This is a genomic window from Enterocloster lavalensis (assembly GCF_046603895.1).
Classification (GTDB): Bacteria; Bacillota; Clostridia; order Lachnospirales; family Lachnospiraceae; genus Enterocloster; species Enterocloster lavalensis.
Map to the genome: position 1 here is coordinate 5,663,854 of NZ_CP176637.1, position 19,044 is coordinate 5,682,897.

The 19,044-nt window shown below is 56.5% G+C and carries 15 protein-coding genes and 1 pseudogene; 15 read left to right on the forward strand and 1 reads right to left on the reverse strand.

The window, feature by feature from the left end; genetic code table 11:
* Positions 1-59: 59 nt before the first annotated feature.
* A pseudogene (locus ACK2JC_RS25425) lies at positions 60-293 on the reverse strand (transposase zinc-binding domain-containing protein); the annotation flags it as partial.
* Positions 294-553: 260 nt separating this feature from the next.
* Between ACK2JC_RS25425 and ACK2JC_RS25430 the strand changes: the two are divergent.
* From ACK2JC_RS25430 to ACK2JC_RS25500, 15 genes are all read left to right on the forward strand, one after another.
* The gene (locus ACK2JC_RS25430) at positions 554-2,173 is read left to right on the forward strand and encodes a mannitol dehydrogenase family protein (protein ID WP_320936240.1); all 1,620 of its coding nucleotides are present in this window, start codon (positions 554-556) and stop codon (positions 2,171-2,173) included.
* 377 nt (positions 2,174-2,550) lie between these two features.
* Positions 2,551-3,888, forward strand: a complete 1,338-nt coding sequence (locus ACK2JC_RS25435) for a putative glycoside hydrolase (RefSeq protein WP_092361067.1) — start codon at positions 2,551-2,553, stop codon at positions 3,886-3,888.
* A 94-nt stretch (positions 3,889-3,982) separates the two neighbouring features.
* Complete coding sequence (locus tag ACK2JC_RS25440; RefSeq protein ID WP_320936239.1) at positions 3,983-4,600, forward strand: DUF1653 domain-containing protein; 618 nt, start codon at positions 3,983-3,985, stop codon at positions 4,598-4,600.
* A gap of 27 nt (positions 4,601-4,627) precedes the next feature.
* Positions 4,628-6,526: an excinuclease ABC subunit UvrC gene (gene uvrC / locus ACK2JC_RS25445; protein WP_107435684.1), complete on the forward strand. Its 1,899-nt coding sequence runs from the start codon at positions 4,628-4,630 to the stop codon at positions 6,524-6,526.
* Positions 6,527-6,739: 213 nt separating this feature from the next.
* Positions 6,740-7,666: an HPr(Ser) kinase/phosphatase gene (gene hprK, locus ACK2JC_RS25450; RefSeq protein ID WP_092361070.1), complete on the forward strand. Its 927-nt coding sequence runs from the start codon at positions 6,740-6,742 to the stop codon at positions 7,664-7,666.
* Positions 7,667-7,683: 17 nt separating this feature from the next.
* Positions 7,684-8,601 carry a UDP-N-acetylmuramate dehydrogenase gene (gene murB / locus ACK2JC_RS25455; protein WP_276953642.1) on the forward strand — a complete coding sequence of 306 codons (918 nt, stop codon included), beginning with the start codon at positions 7,684-7,686 and terminating at the stop codon, positions 8,599-8,601.
* Between the two features lie 31 nt (positions 8,602-8,632).
* Positions 8,633-9,592 (forward strand): DNA-binding protein WhiA, encoded by a 960-nt coding sequence (gene whiA / locus ACK2JC_RS25460; protein WP_092361072.1) that lies wholly within the window; start codon positions 8,633-8,635, stop codon positions 9,590-9,592.
* 80 nt (positions 9,593-9,672) lie between these two features.
* A complete protein-coding gene (locus ACK2JC_RS25465; protein ID WP_092361073.1) occupies positions 9,673-9,927 on the forward strand; it encodes an HPr family phosphocarrier protein in 255 nt (84 codons plus the stop codon).
* A 101-nt stretch (positions 9,928-10,028) separates the two neighbouring features.
* A complete protein-coding gene (locus ACK2JC_RS25470; RefSeq protein WP_302326388.1) occupies positions 10,029-13,514 on the forward strand; it encodes a DNA polymerase III subunit alpha in 3,486 nt (1,161 codons plus the stop codon).
* 92 nt (positions 13,515-13,606) lie between these two features.
* Entirely contained in the window at positions 13,607-14,581 is a 975-nt protein-coding gene (gene pfkA, locus ACK2JC_RS25475) for a 6-phosphofructokinase (RefSeq protein ID WP_368272072.1), read from the forward strand.
* Positions 14,582-14,663: 82 nt separating this feature from the next.
* Entirely contained in the window at positions 14,664-15,017 is a 354-nt protein-coding gene (locus ACK2JC_RS25480; protein ID WP_092361076.1) for a DUF6145 family protein, read from the forward strand.
* Positions 15,014-15,973, forward strand: a complete 960-nt coding sequence (dusB, locus tag ACK2JC_RS25485) for a tRNA dihydrouridine synthase DusB (RefSeq protein WP_368272071.1) — start codon at positions 15,014-15,016, stop codon at positions 15,971-15,973. The genes ACK2JC_RS25480 and dusB overlap by 4 nt, the downstream gene beginning before the upstream one ends.
* A gap of 170 nt (positions 15,974-16,143) precedes the next feature.
* Entirely contained in the window at positions 16,144-16,626 is a 483-nt protein-coding gene (greA, locus tag ACK2JC_RS25490) for a transcription elongation factor GreA (protein ID WP_092361078.1), read from the forward strand.
* A 67-nt stretch (positions 16,627-16,693) separates the two neighbouring features.
* Positions 16,694-18,178, forward strand: coding sequence for a lysine--tRNA ligase (gene lysS / locus ACK2JC_RS25495; RefSeq protein ID WP_107435685.1), 1,485 nt, complete (start codon positions 16,694-16,696; stop codon positions 18,176-18,178).
* 267 nt (positions 18,179-18,445) lie between these two features.
* Positions 18,446-18,907 (forward strand): DUF6075 family protein, encoded by a 462-nt coding sequence (locus tag ACK2JC_RS25500; RefSeq protein ID WP_411338532.1) that lies wholly within the window; start codon positions 18,446-18,448, stop codon positions 18,905-18,907.
* Positions 18,908-19,044: the final 137 nt, after the last annotated feature.

The window sequence follows — 19,044 nt, forward strand, 5'->3', positions numbered from 1 at the left end:
ATGGTAAAGACACAGTGTCTGTGGATACAGGAAACGAGTTTACAAGACATACGAAAAGCACGTTTCTGGTTATAGACGTTGCCGCATGAGGGACAGAACCGGCTTTTACAGGAAAAGGGAACAAATTTAAGGTTACCACAATGAGGACAGCCAAAGAAAGCTCCGCCATAAGAAGGATCATGGCAGAGGATCATCCGGTTGATGTTATCCAAAACATTTTTATCAGGTCGAATAACATATTGGATATATTCAAAGTGGTCAGAAAAAATAGTTTGGAGGATGTTCTTATGCATAAGAACATTTTACAATAAAGCAGCAAAAAAGGAAATCCCCTAAAACCCCTCATGAGTGAGGGGCAGGGGAGTTGAGAGTGCCGAAGGCACTTTGTTCTTTTGGGAAATATTTTCCCATCCGCTCATTTTATCCCCGGCCTACAGCACAACTTTTGCAATGTAATCAACAAAAACGGATATGGATTCCCGGACGGCGAGGTGGTAAGATAGAACCATCAGAAACAGGAAGTTTCCACAACAAGAATCAGGAGGAAAAGGTTATGCGTTTATTGGATGGTGAGTTGAAAGACAAGAGCGTATGGGAGAAAGCCGGCATTGAGCTGCCCGGGTTTGACCGCGAGGTGATGAAGGCGGAGACCGCGAAATGCCCCCAGTGGGTACACTTCGGCGCGGGCAATATTTTCCGGGCGTTTCCGGCGGCCCTTCAGCAGAAGCTGTTAAACGAGGGAGTGGAGAAAACCGGTATCATCGTGGCGGAGGGTTACGACTATGAGATCGTGAAAAAGGCTTACCGTCCCCAGGATGATTTAAGCCTGCTGGTGACCCTGAAGGCCAACGGGACCATTGAGAAGACCGTGATCGGCAGTCTGGCACAGTCCCTGACCGTGGATCGCCACGACGAGGCGGACTGGAACCGGCTGAAAGAGATTTTTGCCAGCAAGAGCCTGCAGATGGTCAGCTTCACCATCACTGAGAAGGGCTACAGCCTGACCGGGATGGACGGAAACTACCGCGGGGATGTGGCGGCGGATTTTGAGGCCGGTCCGGACAAGGCGGACAGCTACATCGGCAAGCTGGCGGCGCTCTGCTACCACCGCTACGCAAACGGCAGGCTGCCGCTGGCGCTTGTGAGCATGGACAACTGCTCCCACAACGGCGACAAGCTTTACGCCGCGGTACACGCATACGCTGAGGCGTGGACCAAAAACGGCCTGGTGGACAAGGGCTTTCTGGCCTACATCGAGAACCCGGAAAACGTCTCCTTCCCCTGGAGCATGATCGACAAGATCACTCCCCGGCCGGACGACAGCGTGAAAAAGATGCTGGAGGAAGTGGGCTTCACGGACACCGAGAGCATCGTGACCAGCAAGAATACCTACGTGGCGCCCTTTGTGAATGCGGAGGAGGCCGAGTACCTGGTGATTGAGGATGCATTTCCCAACGGCCGTCCGGCTCTGGAGAAGTCCGGCGTGATGTTCACCACCCGGGAGACTGTGGAGAAGGTGGAGCGCATGAAGGTCTGCACCTGCTTAAATCCCCTGCACAGCACCCTGGCCGTGTACGGCTGCCTGCTGGGTTACACCAAGATCAGCGAGGAGATGAAGGACCAGGATCTGGTGAAGCTGGTGGAGATCATCGGATACAAGGAAGGCCTGCCGGTAGTGACCGACCCGGGCATCCTCTCCCCCAAAAAGTTCATCGACGAGGTGCTGCAGATCCGTGTTCCCAACCCCTTTATGCCGGACACGCCCCAGCGCATCGCCTGCGACACCTCCCAGAAGCTGTCCATCCGCTTCGGAGAGACCATCAAGGAGTATGCGGCCAGACCGGAGTTACAGGTTTCCGATTTGAAATTCATTCCCATGGTACAGGCCGGCTGGTGCCGTTATCTGCTGGGCGTGGACGACGAGGGCAACACTTTTACCGTGAGCCCGGATCCCATGTACGAGTCTCTGGCAAAGCAGCTTGAGGGCGTAAAGATCGGGGAGGCCTGCGACGTGCACAAGGTCCTGGAGCCGATTTTGAGCAACGCCAAGATCTTCGGCGTAAACCTCTACGAGGTTGGCCTGGGCGAGACGGTGGAGGGAATCTTCACCGAGCTGACCGCCGGCCCCGGCGCTGTGAGAGCAACGCTGAAAAAGCATTTGGCTGAAGCGTAAACCGCTGTTTGGAACCGTTCATTTTACCGGATATGAAAGACCGCCGGCGCGGACCGCTGGCGATGGTTGGAATCCCCTCCGTGTGAGGGGGTTCCTTTTTTGACGCAACGGGCTGGCGGAGATAATTGTAAAAAGCCGGTAGGGGTGGAGGAGGGAGACTGGAAACCAGCTGTTTTTAACAGAAATGTGGGATGGATTTAATGAATTTGTAATGCTTTTGTCATATTTTCATGTACAAATTGGAAAAACTGTGATATTATATTGAGAAACGACGGATGGGGTGAAATCCGCTTGAAAATACAGGCATTTGCCTTTTAATATAGATTTCAAATGCCCGTTAGGGCGAAATAGAATATTGAGAAAGACAGAGGTTTCGTATGAGAAAGTGGATAGCGGCAGGCGTGCTTGCGCTCGCTTTGACCGGCTGCACCCGATACGAACCGGTGGAGGAATTCCCAGACATAGAGTACGACAGTACCGCCGCCACAGAGGCCGCTCAAGAGAGCACCGAGGCTGAGACGGAAGGCGGGGAGGAAGCGGTGATCTCCATCTCCGCGTACCCGGAGCGGGAGCGCGTGAAGGTGAAGGGGATTTATGTCTCGGCCTATGTGGCCGGCACCGGCGATATGATTGACCGCATTATCGAGCAGATGGACCAGACGGAGTTAAACGCCATGGTCATCGACGTGAAGGACGACCAGGGCAGGATTACATTCGCCATGGATTCACCAACGGTCAATGAAATCGGGGCAAGCAAAGTGTTTATCAACGACATGCCGGCCCTAATTCAAAAGTTGAAGGATCACAATATTTACCCCATTGCCCGGGTGGTGGCCTTTCGGGACCCCTACCTGGCGGAGCAGAAGCCGGAGTGGAGCCTCCATGTGGCGGACGGCGGCATTTATCGGGACAACAAGGGACTTGCCTGGGTGAATCCCTACTGCCAGGAGGTGTGGGATTACCTGGTGGAGGTGGGCAAGAAAGCGGGGGAGATCGGATTTTCCGAGATTCAGTTCGATTACATCCGCTTTGCGGTGGACCGCACCATGAAGGACGTGGTCTTTGACCCGGAGGACACGAAGGGGCGCAGCAAGGAGGAGGCTATCACCGAGTTCATCAGCTACGCCTACGACGCTCTGGCCCGGGAGGGACTGATGGTGTCCGCGGACGTGTTTGGAACCATTATCCGCAGCGGCGAGGACGCCCAGGCCGTAGGTCAGGATTACGGCGAAATGGCCAGACATCTGGACTACCTGTGTCCCATGATCTACCCCTCCCACTACGGAGATGGGAATTTCGGCATCGAGCACCCGGACACGCAGCCCTACGACACGATTTTGAACGCCCTGAAGGGCTCCAAGGACGTACTGGCCAAGGCAAAGGCGGAGAATGAAAACGGCAGACAGGCCATTGTGCGCCCATGGCTTCAGGACTTTACGGCTTCCTACCTGAAGAATTACATCGACTACGGCGACGAACAGGTGCGCGCCCAGATCCAGGCGGTCTACGACGCGGGTTACGACGAGTGGATTCTGTGGGACGCCGGGGTTTCATACCACTACGGCGGTTTGCTGACACCGGAGGAAGCAGCCCGGGAGGAACAGGAGATTCAGGAATCCAGGGCCGAGGAGGCCAGGCTGGAGGAAAGCCGGGCCGCGGAGAGCAGCGCGGCGGCGCAGAGCGGGGCAGCGGCAGACGGAACAGGAAATCAGTAACGATGAATATACGGCAGACAGGGGGATTTCAGGGAAGTCCCCCTGTTTCTGCCCCATTTTGCGTGTAACGCTTTGGAAGAGAGGAAGGACACAGATGGACAGAACACCCAGGCCGGGAGAATTTTACCGGCATTTTAAGAACAAGCTTTATCAGGTTATCGGAATTGCGGCCCACTCGGAGACAGGGGAGGCCATGGTGGTGTACCAGGCGCTCTACGGGGATTACGGCCTTTACGTGCGCCCCCTGACTATGTTTGTCAGCGAGGTGGACCGGGAGAAATACCCGGATGCTGCCCAGAAATACCGCTTTGAGCGGGTTGTACCGGGGGCGGAGGGCGGTTTTACGGGCGCATCGTCTGCGCCCCAGACCGCAGACGCAGATATCCCGGTAACCGCCCAGTCCGCCTCCCTGGACTCCTCCGGCCGCCCGACCCGCGGGCCGGAACCTAGCCCGGTCTCCGCTCAACCCTCTGACCCAACCCCCAACCCCTACCTCATGGCCTTTCTGGAAGCTGAAAACGCCGACGGCCAGCTGGCGGCTCTGATGGCCATGGACGGCCACGTGGGCCAGGAGGAGGTGGACTGCCTGCGGGTGGTGCTGGAGATGGGACCGGGCGGCGGGAGCATATCCAAGCAGCTGACGGATATTAGGAAATATTTGGAAATGCAGCGCCGCTACGACGGTTCCCGCTTGCGGGATCGGCTGAATTAGGTTAAGATAGTAGAGGGTGATGAATAGTTGTTTGATTTAGAAGAAGAATTAAAAAAACTTCCGGCCTCGCCGGGGGTCTATCTGATGCACAATAACCGGGACGAGATAATCTATGTGGGCAAGGCCATCAGCTTAAAGAACCGGGTGCGGCAGTATTTCCAGAGCAGCCGCAACAAGACGGCCAAAATTGAGCAGATGGTGTCCCACATCGCCTGGTTCGAATATATTCTCACGGACTCGGAGCTGGAAGCCCTGGTGCTGGAGTGCAACCTGATCAAGGAGCACCGCCCCAGGTACAACACCATGCTCAAGGACGACAAGACGTACCCTTATATCAAGGCCACGGTAGGCGAGGAATTTCCCCGGCTGCTTTTTTCCCGTGACATGAAAAAGGACGGGAAAAGCCGGTATTTCGGCCCCTACACCAGCGCGGGGGCGGTGAAGGACACGCTGGATCTGATCCACAAACTGTACCGCATCCGCACCTGCAACCGGAACCTGCCCCGGGATACGGGCAAGGAGCGCCCCTGCCTGAACTACCACATTAAACAGTGCGACGCCCCCTGCCAGGGCTATATTTCCCGGGAGGACTATCTGAAATCCTTCGGCCAGGCCCTGGATTTCTTAAACGGCCGCTACGCGCCCCTGATCAAATCCTTAGAGGAGAAAATGAATCAGGCCAGCGAGGATATGGAGTTTGAGCGGGCCATCGAGTACCGGGAGCTGTTAAACAGCGTAAAGCAGGTCGCCCAGAAACAGAAGATCACCAGCAGCGGCCGGGAGGACCGGGATATTATCGCCATGGCCCGGGACGAGCAGGACGCGGTGGTGCAGGTGTTCTTTATCCGGGAGGGCAAGCTGATCGGCCGGGACCATTTTCATCTGCAGGCGGCCACGGCGGAAAACGACGGGGAGATTCTGGACAGCTTTATCAAGCAGTTTTACGCAGGAACCCCCTTTATCCCCCGGGAGCTGTGGCTTCAGGTGCCGGTAATGGACGAGGAGGTCATCAGCCGCTGGCTCACCGAACGGCGGGGTCAGAAGGTGAAGATCGTGGTGCCCAAGAAGGGCGAGAAGGAGCGTTTGGTGGAGCTGGCGGCCCGAAACGCGGCTTTGGTGCTCTCCCAGGATAAGGAGCGCATCAAGAAGGAGGAACTGCGCACCATCGGAGCCATGAACCAGGTGGGCGGGCTCATCGGCCTGGACGGCGTCCGGCGCATCGAGGCCTTCGATATCTCCAACACCAGCGGTGTGGAATCCGTGGGCTCCATGGTGGTCTACGAGGACGGCAGGCCCAAGCGCAGCGACTACCGCAAATTCAAGATCCGCACGGTCAAGGGGCCGGACGACTACGCCTCCATGCGGGAGGTGCTGACCAGGCGCTTCTCCCACGGCCTGCGGGAGGTCCAGGAACACCGGGAATCGGGGGAGGATTTGTCCGCGGGCAGCTTCACCCGTTTCCCGGACCTGATCATGATGGACGGCGGCCGGGGCCAGGTGAACATCGCCCTGGAGGTACTGAACTCCCTGGGACTGTCCATCCCGGTCTGCGGCATGGTGAAGGATGATTTTCACCGGACCCGGGGACTCTACTACAACAATGTGGAGGTGCCCATTGACCGTCACAGCGAGGGCTTCCGCCTGATTACCCGGATCCAGGACGAGGCCCACCGGTTCGCCATCGAGTACCACCGCAGCCTGCGGGGCAAGGGCCAGGTGAAGTCCGTGCTGGACGACATCCCCGGCATCGGACCGGCAAGGCGCAAGGCGCTGATGCGGGAGTTCAAGGACATCGAGGCCATCCGCGCGGCGGAGGTGGAGGATCTTGCAAAGGTGCCCCAGATGAACGAGCGGGCGGCCCGCCAGGTCTACGAGTTCTTCCGCAAGCCGGCCGCCGCGGAGGAAGAGCAACCCGGCGAACCATAAGCGGCTGCCCGCAAGCCCGTCCCGCAACGCCAGCCGGCAATCCATGTCCCGTCATCCGCAAATCCCGCTCCACCCGCCGGAAAATTTGTGAAACACATGACAAGCATCACAACTTGTGATAGGATAGATAGAAGAAAATCAAGCCGCGGTCCGCAGCGCGGGCAAACGCCCGGGGCATACCGCGGGAATTTAAAAACCAAAGGGGGTACCATCATGCATGGAGTAACCATTGCGGAAGTGATTGAAAAATTTAAACTTAAGAATATGACGCCGGAGATCGACGCGGAGAAGATCGTGCTGACCCATCCGGACGTAAACCGCCCTGCCTTGCAGCTGACCGGCTTTTTCGACCATTTCGACCGGGAGCGGGTTCAGATCATCGGATACGTGGAGCAGGCATATATTAATACCATGGACCGGGAGCACAAGCGCCAGATGTACGACAAGCTGACCTCCAGCCAGATCCCCTGCCTGGTATTTTCAAGGGACCAGGAGCCGGATGAGGACCTGCTGGAATACTGCAATTACTACAGCGTTCCCTGTCTGGTGTCCGACAAGACCACCTCCTCCCTGATGGCGGAGATCATCCGCTGGCTGAACGTCAAGCTGGCCCCCTGCATCAGCATTCACGGCGTGCTCATCGACGTGTTCGGCGAGGGCGTGCTGATCATGGGCGAGAGCGGCATCGGCAAGAGCGAGGCGGCCCTGGAGCTGATCAAGCGCGGCCACCGTCTGGTCACCGACGACGTGGTGGAGATCCGCAAGGTCAGCGACGACACTCTGATCGGCTGCGCTCCGGACATCACCAAGCACTTTATCGAGCTGCGCGGCATCGGGATCATCGATGTGAAAACCCTGTTCGGCGTGGAGAGCGTGAAGGATACCCAGTCCATCGACATGGTGATCAAACTGGAGGACTGGAGCAAGGAGAAGGAGTACGACCGCCTTGGCTTAGAGGACCAGTATACGGAATTTTTGGGCAACCAGGTGGTGTGCCATACCATCCCCATCCGGCCGGGACGGAATCTGGCGATTATCGTCGAGTCCGCAGCCGTGAACTACCGTCAGAAAAAGATGGGCTACAACGCAGCCCAGGAGCTGTACAAGAGAGTGCAGGCTAATTTGAATAAAGTTGATTGATGGAGTGAGTAAAACGGATGGAAGATTTGAAACAGAAACTTGAGGCCATACTGACCTCGGAGCGGTCCTTCGTGAAGGAAATGGAGCCCATGAGCCGGCATACCACCTTCCGCATCGGAGGACCGGCTGCGCTTTACGCTGCGCCGGGAAATGAGGCAGAGCTGGCGGCTCTGCTGCGGCTGTGCCGGGAGCGGGACGTGCCCGTGCGGATACTGGGCAACGGGAGCAATCTGCTGGTCAGCGACCGGGGGCTTTCCGGCGTGGTGGTTGCCATGGAGGAAAACTGGAATTACGGCGGCCCGGAGGGGGAGAACTCCCTCAGGGCCGGCGCGGGGCTGCTGCTCTCAAAGGCGGCCAGCCTGGCGTTATCCCATTCCCTGACCGGCCTGGAGTTTGCCGCGGGGATTCCCGGAACCGTGGGCGGAGCCGTGATGATGAACGCGGGCGCTTACGGCTCGGAGATGAAGAACGTGGTCACCTCTGTCCGGGTGATGGACCGGGAGGGAGAAATCCATGTCCTGGATAACGAACAGATGGAATTCGGCTACCGGACCAGCTGCGTGGCCCGTCTGGACTACGTGGTGCTGGAGACGGTGATGGCCCTGGAGCCGGGGGACGCGGGGGAGATCCGCGCCCGGATGGACGATCTGGCGGCCAGACGCCGTGAAAAGCAGCCCCTGGAATATCCCAGCGCGGGCAGTACCTTCAAGCGCCCGGCCGGATATTTTGCCGGGAAGCTGATTCAGGACAGCGGCCTGCGGGGTGTCAGCCGGGGCGGGGCGCAGGTGTCGGAAAAGCACTGCGGTTTTGTGATCAACCGCGGCGGAGCCACCGCGGCCGACGTGCTGGAGCTGTGCGGCCATGTGCAGGCCACGGTGAAGGAGAACTTCGGCGTGGACCTGGAGATGGAGGTGCGGCGCTGGGGCGAGTTCTGAGCGCTTTTCACAGATAAAAAGAGGTGAAGAAATGTCGTTTTCCTCAAAAGTTAAGGATGAGCTGTCGCGCCAGGTTAACCCGGCGCGGCACTGCCAGATCGCGGAGATTGCCGCGATCTTAAGTCTCTGCGGAAAAATAAAAATTTCGGATCAAGATCATTTTTCCATTGAAATTCACACAGAAAATGTGGCAGTTGCAAGAAAGTACTTTACATTATTAAAAAAAACATTTAATATAGGTACTGATGTTTCGATTCGCAGAGGTGCATATCTGAAGCGGAACAGAACATATATTGTAGCAGTCCGGGAACATGAGGATGCCATCCGGGTGCTCCAGGCCGCCAAGCTGCTCAACGAGTACGGCGAGGTTTCGGAGAATCTGTCGGTGGTGCGCAACGTAGTGGTGCAGAATACCTGCTGCCGCCGGGCGTTTATCCGCGGCGCATTTCTGGCTTCCGGTTCGATCAGTGATCCAGAAAAGTTTTACCACTTCGAGATTGCGTGCGTGGCAGAGCCGAAGGCAGAGCAGCTGCGGGAGCTGATTGCCACCTTTGATATCGAGGCGAAGATCGTCCGGCGTAAGAAGTATTACGTGGTCTATATCAAGGAGGGCAGCCAGATCGTGGACATCCTGAACGTGATGGAGGCGCCGGTGGCTCTGATGGAGCTGGAGAACATCCGGATTCTCAAGGAGATGCGCAACAGTGTGAACCGCCAGGTGAATTGTGAGACTGCCAATATCAACAAGACCGTGTCAGCTGCGGTGAAGCAGATGGACGATATCCGCTATATCCAGGCGGTGATCGGTCTGGACGGGCTTCCTGACAATCTGCGGGAGATGGCCCTGGTCCGGCTGGAACGGCCGGACGCGACGCTGAAGGAACTGGGAGAGGCGCTGAATCCGCCGGTTGGCAAATCCGGTGTGAATCACCGGCTCAGAAAGCTGGGAATTCTGGCGGACGATCTGAGAGAGCGTTCCGTGAAACAGTAGGAACGGGTACATTCAGTAAAGGCATCAGAATGGGGGGCGTGTAGTGCCCCGGCCCATTCACAGCAATGAGGAGGATAATTATGTTAAAGAAAGTGATCACAATCGAGGGACAGAATAGTTCAGAGGCGAAGCCGGTTGCCATGCTGGTACAGGTTGCAAGCCAGTATGAGAGCACCATCTATCTGGAGACGGGTTCCAAGCGCGTGAATGCCAAGAGCATTATGGGTATGATGACCCTGGCACTGATGGAAGGAATGGACATCCTGGTGGAAGCGGACGGCAACGACGAGACGGCCGCTGTATCTGAAATTGAAAAGTATCTGAATAACCAGTAGATCTCATAGATGGTAAAAGGCCGTGCCGCTTGGCAGGGCCTTTATTTTTTGTCTGTTTTATGATAGACTTATTTTCATAAGTTACTAAGGAGAGAAGACCAATGGCATTTACACATCTGCACGTCCATACGGAGTACAGTTTGCTGGACGGTTCCTGTAAGATCCGCGAGCTGGTGGCCAGGGCCAAGGAGCTGGGAATGGACAGCTTGGCGGTCACGGACCACGGCGTCATGTATGGCGTGATTGATTTTTATAAGGCGGCCAGGGAAGTGGGCATCAAGCCTATTTTAGGCTGCGAGGTGTATGTGGCCCCCGGCTCCCGTTTCGACCGGGAGAATGTAAACGGCGAGGACCGCTACTACCACCTGGTGCTGCTGGCCGAGAACGACCAGGGCTACCAGAACCTGATGAAGATCGTGTCCAAGGGATTTGTGGACGGTTTCTACTACAAACCCAGGGTGGACTATGAACTGTTGGAGACCTACCACGAGGGGATCATCGCCCTGTCCGCCTGCCTGGCGGGCGAGGTGCAGCGCTACCTCTCCAGGGGGATGTACGAGGAGGCGGGCCGGGCTGCGCTGCGCTACCAGGACACCTTTGGAAAGGGGAATTTCTTCCTGGAGCTTCAGGACCACGGCCTGGACGCGCAGAAGCAGGTGAACCAGGGCCTGCTGCGCTTAAGCCGGGAGCTGGGGATCGACCTGGTGGCCACCAACGACGTCCACTATACCTACGCGGAGGACGAGAAGGCCCACGACATTCTGCTGTGCATCCAGACCGGCAAGAAGGTGGCGGACGAGAACCGCATGCGCTACGAGGGCGGGCAGTATTACTGCAAGTCCGAGGAGGAGATGCGCGCCCTGTTCCCCTACGCTCTGGAGGCCATTGAAAATACCCACAAGATCGCCCAGCGCTGCAACGTGGAGATCGAGTTCGGCGTGCTCAAGCTGCCAAAGTTCGAGGTGCCCGAGGGCTTTGACTCCTGGACCTACTTAAACCACCTGTGCATGCAGGGTTTTAACCGCCATTACCCGGAGGACGACGGGACCCTTAAGGAGCGCCTGGACTACGAGCTGGACGTGATCCGCACCATGGGATACGTGGACTATTTCCTGATTGTCTGGGACTTTATCAACTACGCCAGATCCAAGGGGATCTCGGTGGGGCCGGGGCGGGGCTCCGCGGCCGGCAGCATTGTCAGCTACAGCCTGGGCATCACCAACATCGATCCCATCCGCTATAATCTGCTGTTCGAGCGTTTCCTGAACCCGGAGCGCGTGTCCATGCCCGATATCGACGTGGATTTCTGCTACGAGCGGAGGCAGGAGGTCATCGACTATGTGGTGGAAAAATATGGAAAAGATCAGGTGGTACAGATCGTCACCTTCGGTACCCTGGCGGCCAAGGGTGTGGTCCGGGACGTGGGCCGGGTGCTGGATCTGCCCTACGCTCTCTGCGATTCCATTGCGAAAATGATTCCCAATGATCTGGGTATGACGCTGGATAAAGCCCTTGTCATGAATCCCGATCTGAAAAAAGCGTATAATGAAGATGAGACGGTTCACAACCTGATCGACATGTCCAAGCGTCTGGAGGGACTTCCAAGGCACACCTCCATGCACGCGGCGGGCGTGGTGATCGGCAGCCGCTCCATCGACGAGTTCGTGCCCCTGTCCAGGGCGGCGGACGGCACCATCACCACCCAGTTCACCATGACCACCATCGAGGAGCTGGGGCTTTTGAAAATGGACTTCCTGGGTCTTAGGACCCTGACGGTGATCCAGAACGCGGTGAACATGGCCCAGAAGAACCACCATGTGACCATTGATCTGGACAACATCGACTACAACGACAAAAAGGTTCTGGATTCCATCGGCACGGGCAAGACCGAGGGGGTGTTCCAGCTGGAAAGCGGCGGCATGAAGAGTTTCATGAAGGAGCTTAAGCCCGGCAGCCTGGAGGACATCATCGCCGGAATTTCCCTGTACCGGCCGGGACCCATGGACTTTATCCCCAAGTACATCAAGGGCAAGAACGACAGAAGCGCCATTACCTACGACTGCCCTCAGATGGAACCCATTCTGGGACCCACCTACGGCTGTATCGTCTACCAGGAGCAGGTGATGCAGATCGTGCGGGACCTGGCGGGCTACACCATGGGCCGCTCGGACCTGGTGCGCCGGGCCATGAGCAAGAAAAAGGCCTCGGTGATGGAGAAGGAGCGCAAAAACTTCGTCTACGGCAATGAGGAGGAGGGCGTAAAGGGCTGTGTGAACAACGGCCTGGAGGAGCGCACCGCCAACCACATCTACGATGAGATGACGGATTTCGCCAAATACGCCTTCAACAAGTCCCACGCCGCGGCCTACGCGGTGGTTTCCTACCAGACCGCGTACCTGAAGTATTACTACCCACTGGAATTTATGGCGGCGCTGATGAGCTCGGTGATGGACAACGTGACCAAGTTCTCCGAGTACATTCTCACCTGCCGCCAGATCATGGGAATCCCCATCCTGCCCCCGGACATCAACGAGGGGGAGAGCGGCTTTTCCGTGTCGGGCAATGCCATCCGCTACGGCCTCTCCGCTATCAAGAGCGTGGGCAAGTCCGTGGTGGACACCATTATCGCCGACCGGGAGGCTGGTGGACCCTTCCGCTCCATGGAGGACTTTGTGGGCCGCATGACCCACAAGGAGGTCAACAAGCGCACCCTGGAGAATTTCATCAAGTCCGGGGCCCTTGACACCCTGCCGGGCACCCGCAAGCAGAAGATCGCCGTGATGCCGGTGCTGCTGGAGAGCAAGGCCAGGGAGCGCAAATCCGTGATCGAGGGCCAGTTAAGCCTCTTCGACATCGCCGGTGAGGAGGAGCGTGACAACTTCCAGATCACTTTCCCCGAGGTGGGAGAGTATACCAAGGAGGAGCTTTTGGTATTTGAAAAGGAAATCCTTGGCGTCTACATCAGCGGCCATCCCCTGGAGGACTACAAGGACGTGTGGCAGAAAACCGTCACGGCCACCGCTTCGGACTTCATCGTGGATGAGGAGGCGGGTGGAGCCAGGGTGACGGACGGAGCCAGGGTGGTGATCGGCGGCCTGGTGGCCGGAAAGACGGTCAAGACCACCCGCACCAACCAGCTCATGGCCTTCATCACCCTGGAGGATTTGATGGGTTCGGTGGAGGTGATCATTTTCCCAAAAGATTACGAGGCCAACCGGGAGCTGTTCGTGGAGGACGCCAAGCTGTTCATCCGGGGACGGGTCTCCATCGGGGACGATCCGGTGGGAAAACTGGTTTTGGAGCAGGTGGTGCCATTTTCCAAGATTCCCCGGGAGCTGTGGATCCAGTTCGCGGACAAGGAGCAGTACGTGTCCCGGGAGAAGGAGCTGCTGGAGACCTTAAAGACCAGCGAGGGACCGGACCGGGTGGTGATTTACCTGGGAAAAGAGCGGGCGAAAAAGATGCTTCCGGCCTCCTGGAACGTAGACGCAACCGGGGTTCTGGTGGAAGAGCTTTCCAGAAAACTTGGTGAAAAAAATGTCAAAGTCGTGGAAAAACCACTTGCATTGCAGGGGAAAATGCATTAGAATAGCGTTGAGCATTTAATGAGAAAAAAGATTCATGTCAAGAAGGCATTGGGAGCGCTTGTCGCTCATAGAATCAAAGGAGGTAAATTGCTATGGCAAAGGCAGTAAAGACCATCGGTATACTCACAAGCGGCGGGGATGCGCCGGGAATGAACGCAGCCATCCGCTCGGTGGTGAGAGTGGCGATCAGCAAGGGTCTTAAGGTAAAGGGAATAATGAGAGGCTATGCGGGCCTGCTGGAAGAGGAAATCGTGGATATGGACAGCACCAGCGTTTCCGATATCATCAACCGCGGCGGCACCATTCTCTATACCGCCAGATGCAAGGAATTTACCACGGCGGAAGGCCAGCAGAAGGGCGCGGAGATCTGCCGCAAGCACGGCATCGACGGCATGGTTGTGATCGGCGGCGACGGTTCCTTCCGCGGCGCGGGCAAGCTCTCGGCCCTGGGGATCAACACCATCGGGCTGCCGGGCACCATCGATTTGGACATCGCCTGTACGGACTACACCATCGGTTTTGACACCGCGGTGAACACAGCCATGGAAGCCATCGACAAGATCCGCGACACCTCCACCTCCCACGAGCGGTGCAGCATCGTGGAGGTTATGGGCCGCAACGCCGGTTACATCGCCATGTGGTGCGGTATCGCCAACGGAGCGGAGGAGATTCTGCTGCCGGAGCGCTACGACGGCGACGAGCAGGCGCTGATCAACCGGATCATTGAGAACCGCAAGCGCGGCAAGAAGCACAACATCATTGTGAACGCCGAGGGCATCGGCCACTCCAGCTCCATGGCCAAGCGCATCGAGGCGGCCACGGGCATTGAGACCAGAGCCACGATCCTGGGCCACATGCAGCGGGGCGGCACCCCCACCTGTAAGGACCGCGTGTACGCCTCCATCATGGGCGCGCGGGCGGCGATCCTTCTCAGCGAGGGCAAGAGCAACCGCCTGGTGGCATACAAGCACGGCGAGTTCGTGGATTACGATATCCAGGAGGCCCTCAACATGGTCAAGGACATCCCGGAAGAGCAGTACGAGGTAGCAAAGCTGCTGGTGCGTTAGAAGCCACCGGCGTCAATCAAACACCATAAAGTCCGCAGCCGCTGGCCGCGGACTTTTGAAGCATGAAGGCGGTTAAATATATATGGAAGAAAACACAGTGCTCTGCGGGGCCAATTCCTACGAGCAGAAATACTATTTTAACCAGGATTTCGACTCCCTTCCGGAGTCGGTAAAGCGGGAACTGCAGGTTATGTGCGTGCTCTACACTGAGGACGTGGGCGGAATTCTGACCCTGGAGTTTGAGCCGGACGGGAACCTGGAGTTTAAGGTCACGGCGCCGGAAGAGGACTACCTCTTCGACGAGATCGGAAGCGTGCTCAAGATCAAGCAGTACCAGGAGGAGAAGCGGGAACTGCTGGAATCGCTGGAACTGTACTACCGTGCGTTTTTCCTGGGCGAGGACGTGGATTTCACCGCGGAGGCGCAGGAGGTATGAGACTTAAGATCGGAACGGTGACGCTGGACAACAACGTCATCCTGGCGCCGATGGCAGGTGTAACCGACCTGCCATTTCGTTTGCTCTGCCGGGAGCAGGGCTGCGGCATGGTGGTGACGGAGATGGTCAGCGCCAAAGCCATTTTATATAAGAACAAAAATACCAGGGAGCTGCTGACCGTGCGGCCCGAGGAACGGCCCGCGGCGGTGCAGCTGTTCGGCTCGGACCCGGAAATCATGGCGGAGATCGCGGCTCAGATCGAGGACGGCCCTTACGACGTGATCGATGTGAACATGGGCTGCCCGGTGCCCAAGATCGTGAACAACGGGGAGGGCTCGGCGCTTATGAGGGACCCCAAACGGGCTGAGGCGGTGCTATCCGCCATGGTGCGGGCGGTGAAGAAGCCGGTGACGGTGAAGTTCCGCAAGGGCTTTAACGATGAGAGCGTAAACGCGGTGGAGTTCGCCAAAATGGCGGAGAGCTGCGGCGTGGCCGCGGTGGCCGTGCACGGGCGCACCAGAGAGCAGTATTACTCCGGAAAGGCGGACTGGGACATCATCCGCCGGGTGAAGGAGGCGGTGAAGATTCCGGTGATCGGAAACGGCGATGTGTTTACGCCGGAGGATGCCGGAAGGCTTCTGGAGAAAACCGGCTGTGACGGCATCATGGTGGCCCGGGGAGCCAAGGGTAATCCCTGGATTTTTCACCGGATTAACCATTATCTGGAAACCGGGGAAGTGCTTCCCGGTCCCTCGGTGCAGGAGATCCGGGAAATGATTCTGCGCCACAGCCGCATGCTGGCGGACTACAAGGGCGAGCGGGTGGCCATGAGGGAGATGCGAAGCCATATGGCCTGGTACACCTCCGGTCTTGCCCACTCCGCGTCCATACGGCGGGAGATCAACAGCGTGGAGACCATGGAGGGGTTAACCGACCTGCTGGACCGGCGTTTTTGAACGGTTTTGCCCTGAGAAAACGGCTTGACAATGCGGTTTTTTTCTTATATAATACACTGAATGTACGAACATGAAAATAATCCGGAGGTTAAGAAATTTCCGGATGAGGCGCGCAGGGCCTGCCGCTCTGCGGCCGGAATAAAAAGGAAGAAGGAAGGAATTAAGGGATTATGGCGGATAAGAAACATATTTTGACATATGCAGGTTTGAAGCAGTACGAGGACGAGTTACAGACCCTCAAGGTAGTAAAGCGCAAAGAGGTTGCGCAGAAGATTAAAGAGGCCAGAGAGCAGGGCGACTTGTCCGAGAACGCGGAGTACGACGCTGCCAAGGATGAGCAGCGCGATATTGAGTTGCGCATCGAGGAGCTGGAGAAACTCCTTAAGAACGCCGAGGTGGTGGTTGAGGACGAGATCGACACCGACAAGATCAACATCGGCTGCAAGGTGAAGCTGCTGGACGTGGAGTTTGACGAGGAGATGGAGTATTTCATCGTGGGTTCCACCGAGGCCAACAGCCTTCAGAACAAGATCAGCAACGAGTCCCCCGTGGGCCACGCGCTGTTGGGCAAGGGCGTGGGCGAGACCGTGGACGTGGAGACCCAGGCGGGCACCATCCAGTACAAGGTATTGAACATTCAGAGAGTATCTTAAGCGGCTGCGGTTCACAGGGTGAACCGTACCGCCTCATCTTTTATATTATCACAAAGGAGTGTAAAAAGTGGCAGAGCAGCAGAGGCAGGTAGAAGATTTAAATCACGTTTTAAAGGTCCGCCGGGAGAAGCTGGCGGAGCTTCAGGCAGCGGGCCGGGACCCGTTTGAGATCACGAAGTACGACGTTACCGCACACAGCACGGACGTCAAGGAGCATTATGAGGAGTGGGAGGGGAAGGAAGTGTCCGTCGCCGGCCGCATGATGTTCAAACGTGTGATGGGTAAGGCTTCTTTCTGCAACGTACAGGATTTGAAGGGCAGCATCCAGATTTACGTGGCCCGGGACAACATCGGCGAGGAGGAGTACAAGGGCTTCAAGAAGATGGATATCGGCGATATCATCGGCGTGAAGGGCACCGTGTTCACCACCAAGGCCGGCGAGATCTCCATCCATGCCACGGAGCTGACCCTGCTCTCCAAGAGCCTGCAGGTGCTTCCTGAGAAGTTCCACGGCCTGACGGACACGGATATGCGCTATCGCCAGCGCTATGTGGACCTGATCATGAACGCCGAGGTGAAGGACACCTTTGTGAAGCGCTCGAAGATTATCGCGGCTATCCGCAAGTATCTGAGCAGCCAGAACTTCATGGAGGTGGAGACCCCCATGCTGGTGTCCAACGCTGGTGGAGCTGCCGCCAGACCCTTTGAGACTCATTTCAACGCCCTGGACGAGGACTTAAAGCTTCGTATCTCCCTGGAGTTGTACTTGAAACGCCTGATCGTGGGCGGACTGGAGCGCGTGTACGAGATCGGCCGCGTGTTCCGCAACGAGGGACTTGACACCCGCCACAACCCGGAGTTCACCCTGATGGAGCTGTACCAGGCCTACACGGACTACAACGGTATGATGGAGCTGACCGAGAACCTGTACCGTTACGTGGCCCAGGAGGTACTGGGCACCACCACCATCACCTACAAGGGTGTGGAGATGGACCTGTCCAAGCCCTTTGAGCGCATCACCATGGTGGACGCGGTGAAGAAGTACGCGGGCGTGGACTTCGACCAGATTAAGACCCTGGAGGAGGCCAGAGCCATTGCCAAGGAGAAGGGCGTGGAGTTCGAGCCGCGCCACAAAAAGGGCGATATCTTAAGCCTGTTCTTCGAGGAATTCGCCGAGGAGCACCTGATCCAGCCCACCTTTGTGCTGGACCACCCGGTGGAGATTTCCCCGCTGACCAAGAAAAAGCCGGGCAACCCCGACTTTGTAGAGCGCTTTGAGTTCTTTATGAACGGCTGGGAGATGGCCAACGCCTACTCCGAGATCAACGATCCCATCGACCAGAGGGAGCGTTTCCGGGCCCAGGAGGAGCTTTTGGCCCAGGGCGACGAGGAGGCCAACCACACGGACGAGGACTTCTTAAACGCGCTGGAGATCGGCATGCCGCCCACGGGAGGCATCGGCTACGGCATCGACCGCATGGTGATGCTGCTGACCGACTCCGCGGCCATCCGCGACGTGCTGCTGTTCCCGACGATGCGGACAGTTGATTAAAAAAGCCAGTATTTATGCGGGTTTGCGGACTTTGAAACAGTATGGTACGACAAGAGTACGACAAAATAAACTCTCTTAAAGGGTTAAAATAAACGATTTTAAACAATAGAATATTTGTTTCACAAATTTTCTATTGTCATGAATTAAACTCGTGTCAGTTCAAGTTAATATTTTGTACTATAAGGACATTTTTCTAAAAGAAATTTTAGGGAAGTGTCCTTTTTTGTTATGGTCAGCAAAGCAAAATAAGAAATGGAGGAAAAAAGAATGGGCAGTACAGCGTTAGGAGCAGAGAAAGTGATTATTTTTATCAGCGAAGCACATGAGAAATTCTATTATGAGAAATTGAAAGAGGTCAGGTATCAGGACGTGTACCACAAGGCGCTTGTCTATTGTCTTGGTATCAGCAACGACACAAGAAGGAACATTAAAAGCATTTATGATTTTAAGACAGGCTGTGTAAAAACGGAATGCCTGCATGAAGGCTGGCAGACCAGCGGAAGCGTAAAGGTGGTCAGAATGGCATTCAACCTATACTGCAATGGTACGCCAAGCGTTCTTGATTATGATGATGCGGAGAAACAGGTGGACGAGTGCAGGAATTACACAGTGGAGGAACTGTTCTGCTGTGCCTATGCACCTTATTTTTGGCAGGCGGTACAGATACGGTATCCGGAGTACGCAACGTATAACCACAATCTGTATGCCATGTTTGGAGGACAGGATTGATGTTAAAAGTCAGGCTTATGGGAACAAAGAACGATATTAAGTGGTTCGGGAAGATTTTACAGAGAAATTCCAAAATCGAAGTGACGGAGTTTTCTGATTTGTTCCCGAACAAAGGGACAAAGAAATATTACAGGGCT

Excerpts from the sequence above, each read along its gene's own strand:
- greA (WP_092361078.1), top strand. The coding sequence starts at position 16,144 with ATGGCGGATAAGAAACATATTTTGACATATGCAGGTTTGAAGCAGTAC.
- hprK (WP_092361070.1), top strand. The coding sequence starts at position 6,740 with ATGCATGGAGTAACCATTGCGGAAGTGATTGAAAAATTTAAACTTAAG.
- ACK2JC_RS25440 (WP_320936239.1), top strand. The coding sequence starts at position 3,983 with ATGGACAGAACACCCAGGCCGGGAGAATTTTACCGGCATTTTAAGAAC.
- ACK2JC_RS25430 (WP_320936240.1), top strand. The coding sequence starts at position 554 with ATGCGTTTATTGGATGGTGAGTTGAAAGACAAGAGCGTATGGGAGAAA.
- ACK2JC_RS25435 (WP_092361067.1), top strand. The coding sequence starts at position 2,551 with ATGAGAAAGTGGATAGCGGCAGGCGTGCTTGCGCTCGCTTTGACCGGC.
- dusB (WP_368272071.1), top strand. The coding sequence starts at position 15,014 with ATGAGACTTAAGATCGGAACGGTGACGCTGGACAACAACGTCATCCTG.
- ACK2JC_RS25480 (WP_092361076.1), top strand. The coding sequence starts at position 14,664 with ATGGAAGAAAACACAGTGCTCTGCGGGGCCAATTCCTACGAGCAGAAA.
- pfkA (WP_368272072.1), top strand. The coding sequence starts at position 13,607 with ATGGCAAAGGCAGTAAAGACCATCGGTATACTCACAAGCGGCGGGGAT.
- ACK2JC_RS25500 (WP_411338532.1), top strand. The coding sequence starts at position 18,446 with ATGGGCAGTACAGCGTTAGGAGCAGAGAAAGTGATTATTTTTATCAGC.
- ACK2JC_RS25470 (WP_302326388.1), top strand. The coding sequence starts at position 10,029 with ATGGCATTTACACATCTGCACGTCCATACGGAGTACAGTTTGCTGGAC.
- murB (WP_276953642.1), top strand. The coding sequence starts at position 7,684 with ATGGAAGATTTGAAACAGAAACTTGAGGCCATACTGACCTCGGAGCGG.
- whiA (WP_092361072.1), top strand. The coding sequence starts at position 8,633 with ATGTCGTTTTCCTCAAAAGTTAAGGATGAGCTGTCGCGCCAGGTTAAC.
- ACK2JC_RS25465 (WP_092361073.1), top strand. The coding sequence starts at position 9,673 with ATGTTAAAGAAAGTGATCACAATCGAGGGACAGAATAGTTCAGAGGCG.